The 17,567-nt window shown below is 72.1% G+C and carries 16 protein-coding genes; 1 reads left to right on the top strand and 15 read right to left on the bottom strand.

Annotated elements, in window-relative coordinates:
- Nucleotides 1–145: 145 nt before the first annotated feature.
- From secA to QZX64_RS14340, 14 genes are all read right to left on the bottom strand, one after another.
- Nucleotides 146–2,995, bottom strand: coding sequence for a preprotein translocase subunit SecA (gene secA / locus QZX64_RS14405; RefSeq protein ID WP_295661137.1), 2,850 nt, complete (start codon nucleotides 2,993–2,995; stop codon nucleotides 146–148).
- A gap of 60 nt (nucleotides 2,996–3,055) precedes the next feature.
- Nucleotides 3,056–4,303 (bottom strand): winged helix-turn-helix domain-containing protein, encoded by a 1,248-nt coding sequence (locus QZX64_RS14400; RefSeq protein WP_295661135.1) that lies wholly within the window; start codon nucleotides 4,301–4,303, stop codon nucleotides 3,056–3,058.
- A 7-nt stretch (nucleotides 4,304–4,310) separates the two neighbouring features.
- On the bottom strand, nucleotides 4,311–4,988 hold the full coding sequence (locus QZX64_RS14395) for a response regulator transcription factor (RefSeq protein WP_295661132.1): 678 nt from the start codon (nucleotides 4,986–4,988) through the stop codon (nucleotides 4,311–4,313).
- Nucleotides 4,989–5,041: 53 nt separating this feature from the next.
- Complete coding sequence (raiA, locus tag QZX64_RS14390) at nucleotides 5,042–5,695, bottom strand: ribosome hibernation-promoting factor, HPF/YfiA family (RefSeq protein ID WP_295661130.1); 654 nt, start codon at nucleotides 5,693–5,695, stop codon at nucleotides 5,042–5,044.
- A gap of 408 nt (nucleotides 5,696–6,103) precedes the next feature.
- Nucleotides 6,104–6,841 carry a ComF family protein gene (locus QZX64_RS14385; RefSeq protein ID WP_295661128.1) on the bottom strand — a complete coding sequence of 246 codons (738 nt, stop codon included), beginning with the start codon at nucleotides 6,839–6,841 and terminating at the stop codon, nucleotides 6,104–6,106.
- Nucleotides 6,842–6,905: 64 nt separating this feature from the next.
- Nucleotides 6,906–8,663 carry an LpqB family beta-propeller domain-containing protein gene (locus tag QZX64_RS14380; RefSeq protein WP_295661126.1) on the bottom strand — a complete coding sequence of 586 codons (1,758 nt, stop codon included), beginning with the start codon at nucleotides 8,661–8,663 and terminating at the stop codon, nucleotides 6,906–6,908.
- Nucleotides 8,660–10,261, bottom strand: a complete 1,602-nt coding sequence (mtrB, locus tag QZX64_RS14375; RefSeq protein WP_295661124.1) for an MtrAB system histidine kinase MtrB — start codon at nucleotides 10,259–10,261, stop codon at nucleotides 8,660–8,662. Before mtrB ends, QZX64_RS14380 begins: the two co-directional genes overlap by 4 nt.
- 14 nt (nucleotides 10,262–10,275) lie before the next feature.
- A complete protein-coding gene (gene mtrA / locus QZX64_RS14370; protein WP_295661122.1) occupies nucleotides 10,276–10,992 on the bottom strand; it encodes an MtrAB system response regulator MtrA in 717 nt (238 codons plus the stop codon).
- A 35-nt stretch (nucleotides 10,993–11,027) separates the two neighbouring features.
- Nucleotides 11,028–12,458 (bottom strand): adenosylhomocysteinase, encoded by a 1,431-nt coding sequence (gene ahcY / locus QZX64_RS14365; protein ID WP_295661120.1) that lies wholly within the window; start codon nucleotides 12,456–12,458, stop codon nucleotides 11,028–11,030.
- Between the two features lie 95 nt (nucleotides 12,459–12,553).
- Nucleotides 12,554–13,678 carry a DUF808 domain-containing protein gene (locus QZX64_RS14360; RefSeq protein WP_295661118.1) on the bottom strand — a complete coding sequence of 375 codons (1,125 nt, stop codon included), beginning with the start codon at nucleotides 13,676–13,678 and terminating at the stop codon, nucleotides 12,554–12,556.
- A gap of 66 nt (nucleotides 13,679–13,744) precedes the next feature.
- Nucleotides 13,745–14,779, bottom strand: coding sequence for an SIS domain-containing protein (locus tag QZX64_RS14355; RefSeq protein WP_295661116.1), 1,035 nt, complete (start codon nucleotides 14,777–14,779; stop codon nucleotides 13,745–13,747).
- Complete coding sequence (locus tag QZX64_RS14350) at nucleotides 14,779–14,940, bottom strand: Trm112 family protein (protein WP_295661114.1); 162 nt, start codon at nucleotides 14,938–14,940, stop codon at nucleotides 14,779–14,781. The genes QZX64_RS14355 and QZX64_RS14350 overlap by 1 nt, the downstream gene beginning before the upstream one ends.
- The gene (locus QZX64_RS14345) at nucleotides 14,937–16,328 is read right to left on the bottom strand and encodes a phosphomannomutase/phosphoglucomutase (RefSeq protein WP_295661112.1); all 1,392 of its coding nucleotides are present in this window, start codon (nucleotides 16,326–16,328) and stop codon (nucleotides 14,937–14,939) included. The genes QZX64_RS14350 and QZX64_RS14345 overlap by 4 nt, the downstream gene beginning before the upstream one ends.
- 48 nt (nucleotides 16,329–16,376) lie before the next feature.
- Nucleotides 16,377–16,736 (bottom strand): DUF3499 domain-containing protein, encoded by a 360-nt coding sequence (locus QZX64_RS14340; protein ID WP_295661111.1) that lies wholly within the window; start codon nucleotides 16,734–16,736, stop codon nucleotides 16,377–16,379.
- Between the two features lie 49 nt (nucleotides 16,737–16,785).
- On the opposite strand from QZX64_RS14340, the gene QZX64_RS14335 reads away from it, so the two are divergent.
- A complete protein-coding gene (locus QZX64_RS14335) occupies nucleotides 16,786–17,253 on the top strand; it encodes a metallopeptidase family protein (protein WP_295661109.1) in 468 nt (155 codons plus the stop codon).
- 10 nt (nucleotides 17,254–17,263) lie between these two features.
- On the opposite strand, the gene QZX64_RS14330 is transcribed toward QZX64_RS14335, so the two are convergent.
- Nucleotides 17,264–17,567 (bottom strand): hypothetical protein (locus tag QZX64_RS14330; protein ID WP_295661106.1); only part of this gene is annotated, 304 nt, incomplete at its 5' end.

Genomic DNA, 17,567 nt, shown 5'->3' with positions numbered 1-17,567 from the left:
CCTGAGCAGAACCGCGCGAGGCACGAGCGCGGTCCGTGGGTTCAGGCAGGCCGGGCAGGGCCCGCGACCGAGGCACGAGGTCGCGACGACCCGGTCGGAACACCCGCACCCACGAGGCAGTGCCGCCGTCCTGTCGTCAGGGTCCTCAGCCGTTGACGCGCGTGGTCAGCCCGGTGGGGCCGCCCGGGGCGCCGTGGCACTTCTTGAACTTCTTGCCCGAGCCGCACGGGCAGTCGGCGTTGCGCCCGACCCCGGCGTACTCGTCGGTGGCGGTCGGCGTCTCACCGGTGACCGCGGCCACGCCGTCCTCGCTGGGGGCGGAGTAGGCGAGCCGCTGCGGCTTCCTCTCCCGCTCCAGGCCCTTGGCGCGGATGTGCGGGGCGTGCGACGCGGCAGCGGACATGTCGATCCCACCCGCGACCGGGACGTCCGCGGCCACGTGGTCGTGGTCGGCGTGCTCGTGGTCGGCGTGGTCGTGCTCGTCGTCGTCGGTGTCGTCGTCGACCTCGACCTGCAGGTTGAACAGGAAGCCGACCGACTCCTCCTTGATGCCGTCCATCATCGCGGCGAACATGTCGAAGCCCTCGCGCTGGTACTCCACCAGCGGGTCGCGCTGGGAGTAGGCACGCAGGTAGATGCCCTCGCGCAGGTAGTCCATCTCGTAGAGGTGCTCGCGCCACTTGCGGTCGAGCACCGAGAGGATCACGCGCCGCTCCAGCTCACGCATCACCTCGGGACCCACCTCGGCCTCGCGCCGGTCGTACGCCGCCTGGGCGTCCTTGGTGAGGTCCTCGACGAGCACCTCGCGGGAGAGCCCGGCACGGCCGCCGGCCTCCGCCTCGATCCTCTCGAGCGAGAGGCTGAGGGGGTACAGCTGGCCCAGCGCGGTCCAGAGCGCGTCGAGGTCCCACTGCTCGGCGAAGTCAGTGGTCGCGCCCATGACGTAGCCGGACACGACGTCGTCGATGAAGGTGCGGATCTGCTCCTGCAGGTCGGCGCCCTCGAGCACCCGGCGGCGCTCGCCGTAGATGACCTCGCGCTGGCGGTTCATCACGTCGTCGTACTTCAGGACGTTCTTGCGTGACTCGAAGTTCTGCGACTCCACCTGGCCCTGGGCGCTGGCGATGGCGCCGGTGACGCGCTTGTTCTCGATGGGCACGTCGTCGGGCACCTTGAGGACCTGCAGGATGCGGTCCACCCAGTCGGACTTGAACAGGCGCATGAGCTCGTCCTCCAGCGACAGGTAGAACCGGGACTCCCCCGGGTCGCCCTGGCGGCCGGAACGACCGCGCAGCTGGTTGTCGATGCGCCGCGACTCGTGGCGCTCGGTGCCGACGACGTACAGCCCGCCGACACCCTTCACCTCGTCGTGCTCGTTGGACACCTGCGCCTTCACGCGCTCCAACGCGTCGGGCCAGGCCGCCTCGTAGGCCTCGGCGGTCTCGCCGAGCGGCTCGAGGCCCTGCTTGCGCAGCTCCTGGTCGGCGAGGAACTCCACCGAGCCGCCGAGCATGATGTCGGTGCCTCGGCCGGCCATGTTGGTGGCGACCGTGACGGCCCCCTTGTGACCGGCCAGCGCGACGATCTTGGCCTCGTCCGCGTGAACCTTGGCGTTCAGCACGGTGTGCGGGACGCCGCGCTTCCTCAGCAGCTGGGAGAGGTGCTCGGACTTCTCGACCGACACGGTGCCGACGAGCACCGGCTGGCCGACCTCGTGGCGCTCGGCGATGTCGTCGACGACGGCGGCGTACTTGGCGTCCTCGGTGCGGTAGACGAGGTCGGCCTTGTCGTCGCGGGCCATCGGCTTGTTGGTCGGGATCGGGACGACGCCCAGGCCGTAGGTCTTGTCGAACTCGCTGGCCTCGGTCATGGCCGTGCCGGTCATGCCCGAGAGCTTCTCGTAGAGGCGGAAGTAGTTCTGCAGGGTCACCGTGGCGAGGGTCTGGTACTCCTCGCGGACGGTGACGCCCTCCTTGGCCTCGATGGCCTGGTGCAGTCCGTCGTTGTAGCGTCGGCCCGCGAGCATCCGGCCGGTGTGCTCGTCGACGATGAGCACCTCGCCGTCCATGACGACGTACTCCTTGTCGTTGCGGAACAGCTCCTTGGCCTTGATGGAGTTGTTCAGGAACGAGATGAGCGGGGTGTTGACCGAGTCGTACAGGTTGTCGATGCCGAGGTGGTCCTCGACCTTGGTGATGCCGGGCTCGAGCACCGAGATGGTGCGCTTCTTCTCATCGACCTCGTAGTCGACGTCGATGGTGAGGGTGCGCGCGAGCTTGGCGAACTCGGCGTACCAGTGCACCTCGTCCTGGGTGGGACCGCTGATGATCAGCGGCGTGCGCGCCTCGTCGATGAGGATCGAGTCGACCTCGTCGACGATGGCGAAGTGGTGGCCGCGCTGCACGCAGTCCTCGATGGAGTCGGCCATGTTGTCGCGCAGGTAGTCGAAGCCGAGCTCGTTGTTGGTGCCGTAGGTGATGTCGGCGGCGTAGGCGACGCGGCGCTCGTCGGGACGCATCGACGGCAGGATCACCCCGGTGGTCAGGCCCAGGAACTGGTGGATGCGCCCCATCCACTCGGCGTGGTACTTGGCCAGGTAGTCGTTGACCGTCACCACGTGCACGCCCCTGCCGGTCAGCGCGTTGAGGTACGCCGGCAGCGTGGAGACCAGCGTCTTGCCCTCGCCGGTCTTCATCTCGGCGATGTTGCCGAGGTGGAGCGCGGCACCACCCATGACCTGGACGTCGTAGTGGCGCTGGCCGATGACCCGCTTGGCGGCCTCGCGCACGGTGGCGAACGCCTCGGGCATCAGGTCGTCGAGGTCCTCGCCTCCTGCCAGCCGCTCCTTGAACTCGGCCGTCATGCCACGCAGCTCGTCGTCGCTCATCGCGACGAAGTCGTCCTCGATGGCGCCGACGGCCTTCGTGATCGTCTCGAGCTGGCGGATGATCTTGCCTTCGCCGATGCGGAGGAGCTTGTCGATGATGGCAGGCACTGGAACGTCTCTCCTGGGGTACTGGGTGGCCGGCACGGACAGGTGGCAGCACCGGCCATGCTACTCACGGACTCCAGCGCCGACGGCACCGGCGAGGCCGGGGGCCAGGTCGCCGCGCGCCCCGACGACGACGGCGGACAGGCCGAGCCAGCCGGCGAGACGACCGAGCTCGACCGCCAGCTCCTGCGCCGTCTCCGGGGGCGCGTGCGGCTCGGCGTACGCGGCCTGGACGAGCAGCCGCCCGGTGGCGCGCTCGGCCTTGAGGTCGACCCGCGCCACGATCCGGTCACCCAGCAGGAACGGCAGGACGTAGTAGCCGTGCACCCGCATCGCAGCGGGCACGTAGATCTCGATCCGGTAGAGGAAGTCGAAGAGCGCCTCGGCCCGGTCGCGCTCCCACACCACGGGGTCGAACGGGCTCAGCACGGCTCGGGCCGCGATGCGGCGCGGCAGGCGGGCGTCGCGGTGGAGGTACGCCGCGCGGGTCCATCCCTCGACCGTGACCGGCAGCAGCTCACCGGCGTCGACGAGCTCGGCGATGGCCTCCTTGGCGCTGGCCACGCCCGCACCGGGCTGGTAGCGCATCCGGTAGTAGTCGGCCAGGCAGCGGCCGGTGCCGACGCCGTGCGAGCGCGCGGCGCGGCGCACCAGCTCGCGGGCGGCCTCCTGCGGTGTCGGGGTGGGCGCCTCCAGGACCGCGCGGGGCAGCACCCGCTCGGGGACGTCGTAGACGACCTCGAACTGGCTGGTGCGCCCGGCGATGGCGACGTCGCCGGCCATGTAGAGGTAGTCGAGCACCTTGCGCGCCTCCGACCAGTTCCAGCCCCAGTGCTCGCGGGTGCGCGGGCCGCTGCTGAACTCGTCCTCGAGCGCGCGGGCGGTCACCGGGCCCCCGTCGCGCACCGCGCCCAGCACCTCGTGCTCGAGGCCGGGGCGGGTGTCGACGATCGGCCACCACTTGCCCCGGCGGGCGCGGTAGTGCTCCATCCGGTGCCGCATGACCGGCCACAGCTCGACCGGCATGAGCGCCTGGACGTGGGCCCAGTACTCCACCAGCCGGCGCGGCCGCGTGCTGGACGCGCGGCGCAGCAGGTCGACGTCGTAGGCGCCCATCCGCGAGTAGAGCGGCATGTAGTGCGCGCGCTGGAGGACGTTGACGGAGTCGACCTGCAGCACGCCGGTGCGCTGGACCGTGCGCAGCAGCGTGCGCAGGGTCGGCGTGGCGTGGGGCGTGTCGGCGAAGCCCTGGGCCGCGAGGGCGATGCGGCGCGCCTGGGCGAGGGAGAGCGAGTCGGGCCGCGGCGTCACGAGGGGCTCACGGCAGGTCGAGCAGCTTCTCCTTGACGGCGTACATGACCGCCTCCATGCGCGAGTGCAGCTGCAGCTTCTCCAGGATGTTGCGCACGTGGTTCTTCACGGTGTTCTCGGAGATGAAGAGCTGCTTGGCGATGTCGCGGTTGTTCAGGCCCTTGGCGACCAGGCGCAGCACCTCGAGCTCGCGCTCGGTCAGCCGCAGCCCGGGCACCTGGCCGCGGTTGGGCTTGGACATCTGCTTGAACTCGTCGATCAGCTTGACCGCCATCGACGGCGAGATCAGCGACTGGCCGTCGGCGACGACGCGGATCGCCTGGGCGACGTCCTCGATGGAGGAGTCCTTGAGCAGGTAGCCGGCGGCGCCGTTCTTGACGGCCTCGTAGAGGTCGGCCTCCTCGTCGGAGACGGTCAGCATGATGATCTTGGCCGACGGCACCGCCTCCTTGATCGCGCGGCAGGCGTCGATGCCGGTGCGCTTGGGCATGCGCACGTCGAGCAGGACGACATCGGGGGCCATGGTGGTGGCCATGTCGGTGCCGGCCACGCCGTCGCTGGCCTCGCCGATGACCTCGATGTCGGCCTCGGAGCTCAACAGCATCACCAGGCCCCGGCGGAAGAGCTCCTGGTCGTCGACGACGAGGGCACGGATCGGCTCGGTGGAGACGGGCTGCTCGGTCACGGGGGCATCATGACATGCGATGACGTCCCCGCGCCGACGGCAGTCCGAACGTGTCAGTCCCCGGCCGGCCCCTCCGGCTCCCCGCTCTCACCGAGCTCGAGGGAGATGACGCCGTAGTCGTAGCCACGGCGCCGGTAGACGACCGAGGGCCTCTCGCTCTCCTTGTCGACGAAGAGGTAGAAGTCGTGGCCCACCAGCTCCATCTCGTAGAGCGCGGTGTCGAGGGTCATCGGAGCGGCCGGGTGCGACTTCTCGCGCACCACGAGCGGACCGTCGCCCGTCACGTCGATGGGGCCGACCTTCCGGTCGGTCACGGCCTCCTCGGGCTCCTCCTCGGTCTCCTCCGGCACCGTCGCCAGGTCAGCGAGCGCGACGCCGACCGAGACCGGCGCGTGGCGTCCACGGTGGATGCGGCGGCGGTCGGCGGCCTTGCGCATCTGCGAGGCCATCTTGTCGATCGCGAGGTCCAGTGCACCCATCTTGTCCTCGGCCGCCGCCTCGGCCCGGATGACCGGTCCCTTGGAGAAGGCTGTGAGCTCCACGCGGGTCTGGTGGTCGTGCTGGCGCGGGTTCTTCTCCTGCTCGACCTCGACCTGCACCCGGATGATCCGATGATCGTGCTTCTCCAGCCGGGCGAGCTTCTCGGACACGTGACTTCGGAACCTGTCGGACACCTCGCAGTGCCGTCCCGTGACCACAACCTCCATGTGAACCTCCGATGTGTGCGTTGGTTACACCGTGTGTACGTCCTCACCAGGGGCGCCGGTGCCGGCACGCGCGTGCCCCGACAGGGCACGTGGTCCGAGGTGGGATGGAGTCCGCCCGGCCGACCTGGTCTTCGACCCCACAATCGCCTGCCGAGACGTTCGCAGCTTCTCTGCCACTACTGGCCTTCTCCCGGCGGTCGTCGCATCTGACGACGACGCCGAGGCAGGACTTACCTCTAAGCCGCACCGTGATCGGCTGCGCGCGGCGAGTGCCCCGCGAGCCTTACGTGGACCGTTTCGCCTGCGACTGGCATCGGCTTGCCACCCGGGCACACGTGGTGTCCAGGTGACGCAACCACGGACCCGGACGGACTCCATGAACCGACGCTAGCCGGTGCGGTCGCCGGATCAAAGGACGCCCCCCGACAATGGACGGGACGGTCGCGGCCGCCCCGGCGGATTCCGCCGCGGGGTCGCCGCGACGCAGGCGACGGCGTGCACCCGCACGCCCACCGCCTCCAGCGCCCGCTGCGCCTCGCGGGCCGTCGCACCGGTCGTGAGGACGTCGTCGCACACCACGACCCGCGCCAGCGGACGGCGTACGGCGAGGGCGCGGAGACGTCGCGAGGGGCAGTGCATCGTCTCGGCGAGGTTGACCGAGCGGTCGACGGCGCCGAGCCCTGACTGGTCGAGGACGCCGCGCCGGGAGCGGAGCAGGCAGGCCACCACGACGTCGACCCCGGCCGCGCGGAGCCGCCGGGCCGCGACCCGCACCAACGTCTCGGTCGGGGCGTAGCCGCGGCGCCTTGCGGTGCCCGGGCGGGAGGGGACGGGCACCAGCACGAGCGGGCCGCGAGGAGGCTCGGTGGCAGCGGCCACCGCCGTCGCGAGCAGCTCGCCCAGCGGCGAGGCGAGTGGGAACCGCCGGTGCTCCTTGTGGCCGGTCACCAGCTCGCGCACCGTGGCCTCGTACGGCGCGGCCGCCCAGGGCGTCACCATGCCGGGCGGGGTCGGCGACGGCCACGCGGGGAACGCCTCACCGGCCAGCCCGGCGCGGCACTGCGGGCACAGCAGCCGCCCGGGCCGGGCGCATCCCAGACAGCTGCTGCCGGTCGCCAGGTCGAGCAGGTCGTCGAGGAGGCTCACACCGGCAGGACACCGTGTCGCCGACTCGCGGCGCAAGGCCGGTGCCGGCGCCTGTGGAGGATCCTCAGCCGGCGTAGCCCAGCGCGGTGACGCCGGGGGCGAGCTCCTCCACGGAGCGGTCGGGGTCGGTGAGGTCGGAGTACGCCTCGGACGAGAGCACCAGGACGCCGTCGCCCTCCACCGGTGAGGTGACCAGCCGCTGTGCGCCACCGCGCATGCGCGACCAGCCCGGCGGGTCGGAGTCGCCGGGTGCGCCGTCGACGGACACGGTCAGCACCTGGGCCAGCTCGCCGGTGATGCGGTTGAGGACGGTGATCGAGGTGAGGGACCGCCAGCCGATGTCGCGGATGCGGGAGGAGGCGCCGTCGCCGAGGTCGAGAACGCGGGGCTCGCCGGTGCCGAGCACCCGGCCCTGCGCGTCGTGCAGGACCCGCACCACCACGACCGAGTCGCTCCTGGCACCCCGGACCAGGGCGACCAGGCGCGTGCCGTCGGGCGAGACGAGGAACCTCGACACCTGCTCGCCGGTCACGCCCGGGACCCGGAGCTCGCGCGGCTGTCCCTCCACGAGCACGGACACGCGGGCGGCACCGTCGCCCCGGTCGACGAGCCACAGGCGGCCGCCGGCGTCCCACGCCGGACGCAGCAGATCGCCGGCTCCGCGCACGACCTGGCTGGCGCTGGCTCCGGAGTCGGCCACCGTGGTCGTCAGCACCGACGTGCCGCCTCCGGACACACCGGCCGCCAGCGTGCCCGTCAGGTCGACCGAGACCTCCCTCAGCCCGAGCCGCTGGGTACCGAACCGCCCGCTGGTCGGCTGCAGGTCGTCGATGTCACCCGAGACGAGCAGCCCGTCGCGCAGGCCGAACAGGTCGCTGCTGGTGCGCACGCCGTTGGGATCGAACCGGCCGGCTGCCGTGACGGCGACCTGGCGCTGGCCGCCGGGGAGGGTGACCGGCTCGCCGTCGAGGGTGAGCCTCAGCGCCTCGATGCGCGGCTCCTGCCGCAGGGTCCACACCAGCTGGGCCACCATCTGCTCGGTCACCAGCTGGTTGGCGCCCCCGACGTCCCCCACAAGGGCCAGCTCGGCGACGCCGTCGTCGCCGATCGGCACCGAGAGCCCCGGCTCCAGGCCCTCGGGGACGAAGGTGCGGGTCACCCCCCGCCCCGACGAGGGGCCGGCCAGCAGGCCTCGCAGCAGCGAGGTGGCGAACTGGTCGCCCTCGGGCACGTAGACCGGCTCGGGCACCAGGATCTGGGCGGTGGGATCGAAGAAGTAGAGCGAGACCCGCCGAAAGCGGTCGTCGAACCATGACGAGGGCACGACGAGGGCGTCGGGCAGCTCGTTGATGCGCCACTCGTCGTCCTCGATGGTCAGCCGGAAGCCGAGCGTGTCGTCGGGGACGCCGTCGGCGGCACCGTTGCCGACCTGCCGCACCCACGAGCCGTGTGCGTCGTACTCGTTGACTCCGGTGATCGGCACGGAGAGGTTGATCTCACCCGCCGGCTCACCGATGTCGTCGTAGGTGATGGTCGCCGACTCCGGGTTCCAGGTCTGCTGGGCCCCTTCGGTGAGGTACTCCTGGGCGACGTTGATGCGGATCGGCGTCGCCTTCATCGCCTCGAGGAAGTCGAGCACGATCTCGTTGGCGGACTCCCCGGGCCGGGGCGGAGCCGGGTCGTAGTAGGTGCCGGTGACCGTGTCGTCGGAGGCGTCGCCCCCCGACTGCACCACGGGCCCCTCCGTGGGCATCCGCACGCACCCGGAGAGGACGAGCGCCGAGAGCAGGAGCGCGACGCCGGCGGTCGCGAGCCGCCTCATGCCGAGACCTCCGCGTCCATGGGGACCAGCGGGAGCGGGCTGTGGCGCAGCCGCTGGCCGAGGCGACGGGGCAGCGTCAGCCGGAACTGCGCTCCCTCGCCCGGGCGGCCCCACGCCTGCAGCCAGCCACCGTGGAGGTGGGTGTCCTCGAGGCTGATGGAGAGTCCCAGACCGGTGCCGCCGCTGGTGCGGGCCCGGGCGGGGTCGGCCCGCCAGAAGCGGTTGAAGACCATCGCGGACTCCCCCGGCGCCAGGCCGACGCCGTAGTCGCGGACCGCGATGGCCGCCGACTCGCCGTCACCGGCCACGTGGACGACGATGTCGCGGCTCTCGGCGTGGTCGATCGCGTTGGTCACCAGGTTGCGCACCACCCGCTCGACGCGGCGTACGTCGGCCTCGGCGAGGCAGACGTGCCCCGGGTCGCGCACCAGCACGCGGGTGCCGCGCTGGGCCGCGAGCACCCCGGTCATGTCGGCGACCCGGTGGGCGACGTCGACGAGGTCGACGTCGTCGGCGTCGAGGACCGCCGCGCCGGCGTCGAACCGGCTGATCTCGAGGAGGTCGGCCAGCAGGGTCTCGAAGCGGTCCAGCTCGACCTGCAGCAGCTCGGCCGCCCGGGAGGTCACCGGGTCGAAGCCCTGCCTGGCGTCGTGCAGCACGTCGCCGGCCATCCGCACGGTGGTCAGCGGGGTGCGCAGCTCGTGGGAGACGTCGGAGACGAACCGGCGCTGGAGTCGGCTGAGCTCCTCGAGCTGCCGAATCTGGCGCTGCAGGTTGGACGCCATCTGGTTGAACGACGTGGCGAGGCGCGCGAGGTCGTCCTCCCCGGTCACGCGCAGCCGCTCCTGCAGCTGGCCGGCGGCCAGCCGCTCCGCCACCTGGCGGGCCATCCGGATCGGGGTGACCACCTGGCGGGTCACCAGCCAGGTGAGCCCGGCGACGAGCAGGAGCAGGAGGACCGCCGCGGTGAGGAGCGCCTGGGTGACCAGCGCGAGGGTCTCGGTCTCCTCGGCCAGCGGAAAGGCGTAGTAGAGGGTGTAGGTGCCGCCGTCGGCCGGCAGCGTCAGCTGGGAGCCCACCACGATGCCGGGTCCCTCGTCGAGGCCCGCGAGGTCGCCGGTGGCCTGGATCTCGGTGTAGGTCCACGACGTGGTGGCCGGCCGCGAGAAGGTGCGCTCCAGCGCCGCGGGCACGGTCGCCTTGTCGAGGTTCCTGGTGAACTTGGTGCCGCCCGCGGCCAGTCCGCCCTCGGTGCCGACCCGCGGCGAGAGGATCACCGCGAAGCCCCGGGTCGCACCCCGCTCGATGATCGGCTCCACCAGCTCCTGCTGCTGGCCCGAGGCGTCGACATCCAGGCCGGGTGCGAAGGACAGGCGGTTGCGGGCCTCGGCCGTCTCGTTGCGGGCCTCGGCGACCACCGCGTCGACGCGGTGCTCCAGGAGGCCCTCGCGGGTCTGCTGGAGCAGGAACCAGCCGACGATGCTCACGACCACGGCGGAGAGCAGCACCGTGCTCGCCACGACCCGGGCCTGGATCGAGCGGCGCCAGACGGTGAGCGCGCGACGTACGGCGGCGGAGAGCTCGGCGCGGAAGGCCATGTCGCTCGGCCCGGTCAGGCCGGGTCGCGCACGGGGGCGCCGGCCTTGTAGCCGACGCCTCGGACGGTGACCACGATCTCGGGGTTCTCGGGGTCGTGCTCGACCTTGGAGCGCAGCCGCTGCACGTGCACGTTGACCAACCGGGTGTCGGCGGCGTGGCGGTAGCCCCAGACCTGCTCGAGCAGGACCTCGCGGGTGAAGACCTGCCACGGCTTGCGGGCCAGGCAGACCAGCAGGTCGAACTCCAGCGGCGTGAGGTTGATGGGCTCCTCGTCGCGGGTCACCCGGTGGCCGGCCACGTCGATGTCGAGGTTGCCGATGCGCAGCGCCCCGGCGTCGGGGGAGTCGTTGCGGCGCACCCGGGCACGGATGCGGGCGATGAGCTCCTTGGGCTTGAACGGCTTGACGACGTAGTCGTCGGCGCCGGACTCCAGGCCCACCACGACGTCGATGGTGTCGCCCTTCGCGGTCAGCATCACGATCGGGATCCCCGACTCGGCGCGCATCTCCTTGCACACGTCGATGCCGTCCTTGCCGGGCAGCATCAGGTCGAGCAGCACCAGGTCGGGGCGGTAGTCGCGGAACGCCGCCATCGCCTCGTCGCCGCGTCCGACCATGCGGCTGTCGAAGCCCTCCTGGCGGAGCACGATGGTCAGCATCTCCGCGAGGGACGCGTCGTCGTCGACGACGAGGACGCGTCCACGGTGCGGGGCGTCGGCCGGCTGACTCATGCGGTCATTGTGCCAGCCGACGCCACCGGCACGGCTCAGTAGCGGTACTGCTCGGACTTGAAGGGGCCCTCCACGGCGACGCCGAGGTAGCCGGCCTGGTCGTCGGTGAGGGACGTCAGCTTCACGCCGAGGGCGCCGAGGTGCAGGCGGGCGACCTCCTCGTCGAGGTGCTTGGGCAGCACGTAGACGCCGACGGGGTACTCCTCGGGCTTGGTGAAGATCTCGATCTGCGCCAGCACCTGGTTGGTGAAGGAGTTCGACATCACGAACGAGGGGTGACCGGTCGCGTTGCCGAGGTTCATCAGGCGGCCCTCGGAGAGCACGATGATCGCGTTGCCGGCCGGGAAGGTCCACACGTCGACCTGCGGCTTGACGTTCTTGCGCTCCGCGACGCCGGGCTTCTCCAGGCCGGCCATGTCGATCTCGTTGTCGAAGTGGCCGATGTTGCCCAGGATCGCGTTGTGGCGCATCCGCGACATCTGGTCGACGGTCACGACGTCCTTGTTGCCGGTGGCGGTGATGATGATGTCGGCGACGTCCAGGACGTCGTCCAGGGTGGTGACCTGGTAGCCGTCCATGGCCGCCTGCAGCGCGCAGATGGGGTCGATCTCGGTGACGATGACGCGGGCGCCCTGGCCGCGCAGCGACTCCGCGCAGCCCTTGCCCACGTCGCCGTAGCCGCACACGACCGCCACCTTGCCGCCGATGAGGACGTCCGTGGCGCGGTTGATGCCGTCGATGAGCGAGTGGCGGCAGCCGTACTTGTTGTCGAACTTGGACTTGGTGACCGAGTCGTTGACGTTGATGGCCGGGAAGAGCAGCGAGCCGGCCTTCATCATGTCGTAGAGGCGCAGCACACCGGTGGTGGTCTCCTCGGTGACGCCCCTGATCTCGCCGGCGATGGTGGTCCAGCGGTCCTTGCTCTCGGCCAGGGAGGCGTTGAGGAGCTCGAAGACGACCCGCTGCTCCGCGCCCTTCGCGGTGGCCGGGTCGGGGGCGGCGCCGGACTTCTCGGCGTCGACGCCGAGGTGCACCAGCATCGTGGCGTCACCGCCGTCGTCGAGGATCATGTTGGCGCCGGGGCCCTCGGGCCACATCAGGATCTGCTGGGCACACCACCAGTACTCCTCCAGCGTCTCGCCCTTCCAGGCGAAGACCGGCACGCCGGACGGCTCGTCGACGGTGCCGTTCGGGCCGACGGCCACCGCCGCGGCGGCGTGGTCCTGGGTGGAGAAGATGTTGCAGGAGGCCCAGCGGACCTCGGCACCGAGCGCCACCAGGGTCTCGATGAGCACCGCGGTCTGGATCGTCATGTGCAGCGACCCGGCGATGCGGGCACCGGCCAGCGGCTTGCTGTCGCCGTACCGCTCGCGCATGGCCATCAGGCCCGGCATCTCGTGCTCGGCCAGGGTGATCTCGGTCCGCCCGAAGTCGGCGAGGTTCAGGTCTGCGACCTTGAAGTCCATGGGTGCTCTCCCGTGTGAACGTGGCCCGTGTCGGTGCCGGTGGATACCCACGAGATTAGGCCGCAGCGACCCCGATCGAAGAATCCTCGCGGGGCTCAGTCGGACGGTGCGGGACCCTCCGGAGAGAGCGCGGTGGAGCCGTGTCCCCGACCCTCGGCGGTGTCCTGGTGCCCCTGCTCACCAGCGCTCTCACCGGCGCTCTCACCGGCGCTCTCACCGGCGCTCTCACCGGCGCTGGCACCGGCTCTGTCGACGGCGCCGCCGCCGGTCTCGTGGGAGCCCTCGTCCTTGCCGTGGCCCCCGAACGGAAGCACGTGCATCACCGCGACGACCACGGCGCCGACGAGGAGGCCGACGACGGCGGAGGCGGCGGTGTTGGTGAGCCAGCCGACCACGGCGCCGACGGCGGGCACCGCGTCGTGGGCAGCCTCCTCGAGGTGGTGGACGACGTCGTAGAGGCCGTGCCAGCCGAGGTCGTCGGTGCCGACGAGCAGGATGTGGCCACCGACCCAGAGCATCGCGGCGGTGCCGACCACCGAGATGGCGGTGAGGAGCCGCGGCATGCCGCGGACCAGTCCGTGGCCGAGCCGCTGCATGAGCGAGGAGTCGCGCTGGGTCAGCAGGAGCCCGATGTCGTCCATCTTGACGATGAGCCCGACGACGCCGTAGACCAGCAGCGTGATGCCGAGGGCCACCACCACCAGGATGAGCGCGCGGGGCAGGAACGCCTCGGCGGCGACCTCGTTCAGCGAGATCACCATGATCTCGGCCGAGAGGATGAAGTCGGTGCGGATGGCGCCCTTGACCATGGCCCTCTCGGCCTCGGGGCTGACCTCGGTCGCCAGCTCCTGGTGCTCCTCGTGGCCGCTGAGCTTCTCCCAGATCTTCTCCGCGCCCTCGTAGCACAGGTAGGTGCCGCCGAGCATCAGGATCGGCGTCAGCAGCCACGGCACGAACTGGCTGAGCAGCAGCGCCGCGGGGAGGATGAAGAGCAGCTTGTTGCGCAACGAGCCCACGGCGATCTTCTTGATGATCGGCAGCTCGCGCTGCGCGGCCACGCCGTGGACGTACTGCGGCGTCACCGCCGTGTCGTCGACGACCACGCCCGCGGCCTTCATGCTGGCCCGGCCCGCGGCGGCCCCGACGTCGTCGATCGAGGCGGCGGCCAGGCGGGCGAGGACGGCGACATCGTCGAGCAGGGCGAAGAAGCCGGCGCTCATGCCGTCGTCCGGGAGGTGTGCGTCATCACGGGCCCAGCCTAACGGCGGGGCCGCGGTCGGGTCCCCTCACTCCTCGACGAGCCCGATCCGGAGGTACTCCGAGGCGTAGGTGCCGCTGAGGAGCAGCTGGGCGTAGCGGGCGAGCTCGGTGCCGGCGTCGGTGCTCACCGTCTCGACGCGTACGCCGCGGGAGGCGGCCACCGCGAGCAGCCGGCCGCGCTGCTCGCGGACCACCGGCTCGTCGGCGCCGTCGTCGAGCACCAGGAGCAGGGGGCGCAGGTCGCCGCGTGGACCGTCGGCGAACGGGTCGGCGAAGACGTCGCGCTGCTGGGTCGCCTCGAGCAGGGGCAGCAGGTGCTCCACGTCGCCGGCGATGGCCGACCGCCCGCTGGCCCGGCGGACGGACTCCGCCACCCGGCGGGCGGCGCGGGCCGCCAGCACGGACCCGCCCCAGACGATGGGGTTGGTGTCGGCCAGGGCGATCGCCAGCATCTTGGCCGGGTTGACCGCGAGGTCGCGGTGCGGCGAGCAGGCGATGGCGACGTCGTCCAGGGCCGTGGCCACCCCCTCGGCGCCGGCGTGGGGCCCGAGGTGGATCTGCTCCAGGAACTCCAGCATCACCACCGCGGTCGCCAGCTGGTCACCGGTGACGGTGGGCAGGATCGTGACGTCGCGACCTGCGGCGTGCTCGGCCACCAGGGAGCCGGGCGGACAGGCGACCACGACCTGGCAGCCGCGGCGCACGGCCTCGGCCACCGCGGCGGCCGACGCGGCGTCGGAGCCGCCGGGCGCGAGCATCACCACGAGGTCGAGGCTGCCGGCCCAGCCGGGCAGCGCCAGCCCGGGCCAGGCGACGAACGGGACCGGGCACCACGGCTCCAGCACCGCGCGCAGCAGCCGCGAGTCGGGGCCGGCGGCGATCACCGCGCGGGGGCGGGACAGGTCGCGGTTGCGGGTCAGGGCCTCCCGCGTGGCCTCCTGCGCGTCGTGCGCCTCGCGGCGCACCCGGGCACCCGCCTCCGCCAGCGGACGCAGCGCGCCGTCGAACTCCGCCAGGACGGCCTCGTCGTCGAGCCGGGCCTCGTCGAACCAGGTCGCCATCAGGCCGTACGCGCCTCGTCGACCAGCAGCACCGGGATGCCGTCGCGGACGGGGTAGGCGTTGCCGCAGCCCGAGCAGACGAGCTCCTCTCCCTCCGGCGAGAGCGTGGACCGGCACGCGGGGCAGCGGATGATGTCGAGCAGCTGGGGGTCGAGGTTCATCGTGGTCTCCTGATCGTGGTCAGTACGTCGTCGCGGACCCGGGCCATGGTCGCCTCGTCGGCGCCCTCGGCGTTGAGCCGCAGCAGCGGCTCGGTGTTGGAGGCCCGCACGTTGAACCACCAGTCGTGGTGGCTCACGGTCAGGCCGTCGAGGTGGTCGACCCTGACACCGTCGGCGCCGGCCCAGGTCGACTCGAGCTCAGCGACCACCGCAGCCTGGTCGGCCACGGTGGAGTTGATCTCGCCGCTGGAGGCGTAGCGGGCGTAGCCGGCCAGCAGCTGCGAGAGCGGACCCTCGGACGCGGCGAGCGCGGCCAGGGCGTGGAGGGCCGCCAACATGCCGGAGTCGGCGCTCCAGAAGTCGCGGAAGTAGAAGTGCCCGCTGTGCTCGCCGCCGAACGCCGCGCCGGTCTCGGCCATGGTCGCCTTGATGAAGGAGTGCCCGACGCGGGTCCGCACCGGGCGGCCACCGAGCTCGGTCACGATCTCGGGCACCGCTCGCGAGGTGATGAGGTTGTGGATGATCCTCGCGCCCGGCTCCACCGCCAGCTGGCGCGCGGCGATGAGCGCGGTCAGCGCCGACGGGGAGACGGCCTCGCCCCGCTCGTCGACCAGGAAGCACCGGTCGGCGTCGCCGTCGAAGGCGAGACCGATGTCGGCACCCTCCTGGACCACCCGCCGCTGGAGGTCGAGGAGGTTCTCGGCCTCGATCGGGTTGGCCTCGTGGTGCGGGAAGGAGCCGTCGAGCTCGAAGTACATCGGCACCAGCTCGACCTGGTCGCCGCCCAGCCGGCCGAAGACGACCGGGGCGGTGAGCCCCGCCATGCCGTTGCCGGCGTCGACCACCGCCGTCAGCCGGCGTCCGGTCACGGGCGCCAGCGTGAGGAGGTGGGCGGCGTAGGCGTCGAGGACGTCGTGGTGGGTGATGTCGCCGGGCGCGGACGCGGCGGGGCGCGCGCCGGCGGCGACGAGGTCGCGGATCTCGGCCAGCCCGCTGTCGCGACCGATGGGCCGGGCGCCGGCGTGGCACATCTTCATGCCGTTGTACTGCGCCGGGTTGTGGCTGGCGGTGAACATCACGCCCGGCAGGTCGAGGTGCCCGGAGGCGAAGTACAGCTGGTCGGTGGAGGCCGGGCCGATCAGCACGACGTCGGCGCCGGCGGAGGTCGCCCCGTCGGCGAACGCACCCGCCATCCCGGGCGAGGTCGCGCGCATGTCGTGGCCCACGACGACCTCGCGGGCGCCGGTCACGGTCACGAACGCCGCCCCCGTGGCGCGCGCCAGCTCCTCGTCGAGCTGCTCCGGCACGGTGCCGCGCACGTCGTAGGCCTTGAAGACGGCGTCGAGGTTGGCGGCAGCCAGGGTGCCCGAGGGACTGCTGGTGACCATGCGCGCAGCCTAGTCACACCGGAGGGCGCCGGTGTGGCCGCGCGGGCGTCACTCGCTGGTCAGCACGCGGAGGTGTCCGCGCTTGACGCCGGCCGCCGGGCCGTCGGCCCGGTGCCCGACGGGCGCGGGCGCCGGTGGACGCGCGGCCTCGCGGACGGCGTCGGCCAGGGCGAGCAGGTCGTCGCTGCTGGGGCCGCGCGTGGACGGGTCGGCGGCCAGGCGCAGCACCTCCCAGCCCCGGGGGGCCGAGAGCTGCTCGCTGTGCCGCTCGCACAGGTCGTAGGCGTGCGGCTCGGCGTACGTCGCGAGGGGGCCCAGGACCGCGGTCTGGTCGGCGTAGACGTAGGTCAACGTGCAGACCGCGGCGGAGGAGCAGGCGGTGCGCGAACAGCGACGGGCGTGGCTCACGCGGGGCAGGCTACCTCTCCTCGTGGCGCCCCCGGACTAGGCTCGCGGCGTGGACGAGAGCCCAGTCGCCGGCCCGGCAGCCAGCACGGTCGACCCGCCGCGCGTGCGCCGCACCCGTGATCGCCGTGGCCGCGGGATGCGCGGGCCCGGCATCCTCCCGACCAGTCTCGGCACGCCGGTGCTGCGCACGGCTCGCGAGCGCTTCGACGCCCTCGTGCTGGACGTCGTGACCGAGGTCGACGACCGGTGGCACCGGCAGCTCGGCATCGTGGAGTACGCCGTCGAGGACACCCCGCTGGTGCCCGACGACTGGGCCGCGGAGACGGTGCCCCTGTCGTCGCTGATCCGCGGGCGGGGCTCCCAGCCCACACGGCTGGTGCTGTTCCGGCGCCCCATCGAGCACCGCTGCGAGTCGCGCGACGAGCTGCACGCGCTGGTGCTCACCGTGGTGGTCGAGCAGGTGGCCGAGCTCCTGGGCATGGACGCCGAGGACGTCGACCCCCGCTACCGCAGCTGAGCGGTCGTCGTCACTGCAGCGCCGGCCGCACGTCGGCGACCCTCCCGCTGAGCACGAGCGGGACGAGCGGCACGACCGCCAGGGCGCGGGGCCCGAGCTCGACGGCGCCGACCGCCGTGGTGTCGTCGAGCCGCACCTCCACGTACCCCGCGCGGTCCGGGAGCCGGATCCGCGCCGCGGCACCGACCGAGAGGTCGACGGTGCGGGGCCGCAGGGCCCGGCCGGACGGCGTACGGAGCAAGACGGTGGCCTCGCCGACCCTCGGGATCCCGGCGAGCACGATGCGCTTGGGACCGCGCGGCAACGCCACCGCG

Origin of the sequence: uncultured Nocardioides sp., assembly GCF_902805925.1 — a bacterium.
Lineage (GTDB): Bacteria > Actinomycetota > Actinomycetes > Propionibacteriales > Nocardioidaceae > Nocardioides.
Note: the sequence above shows the minus strand (reverse complement) of the source record. Positions and strands in the feature narration are given on the sequence as shown.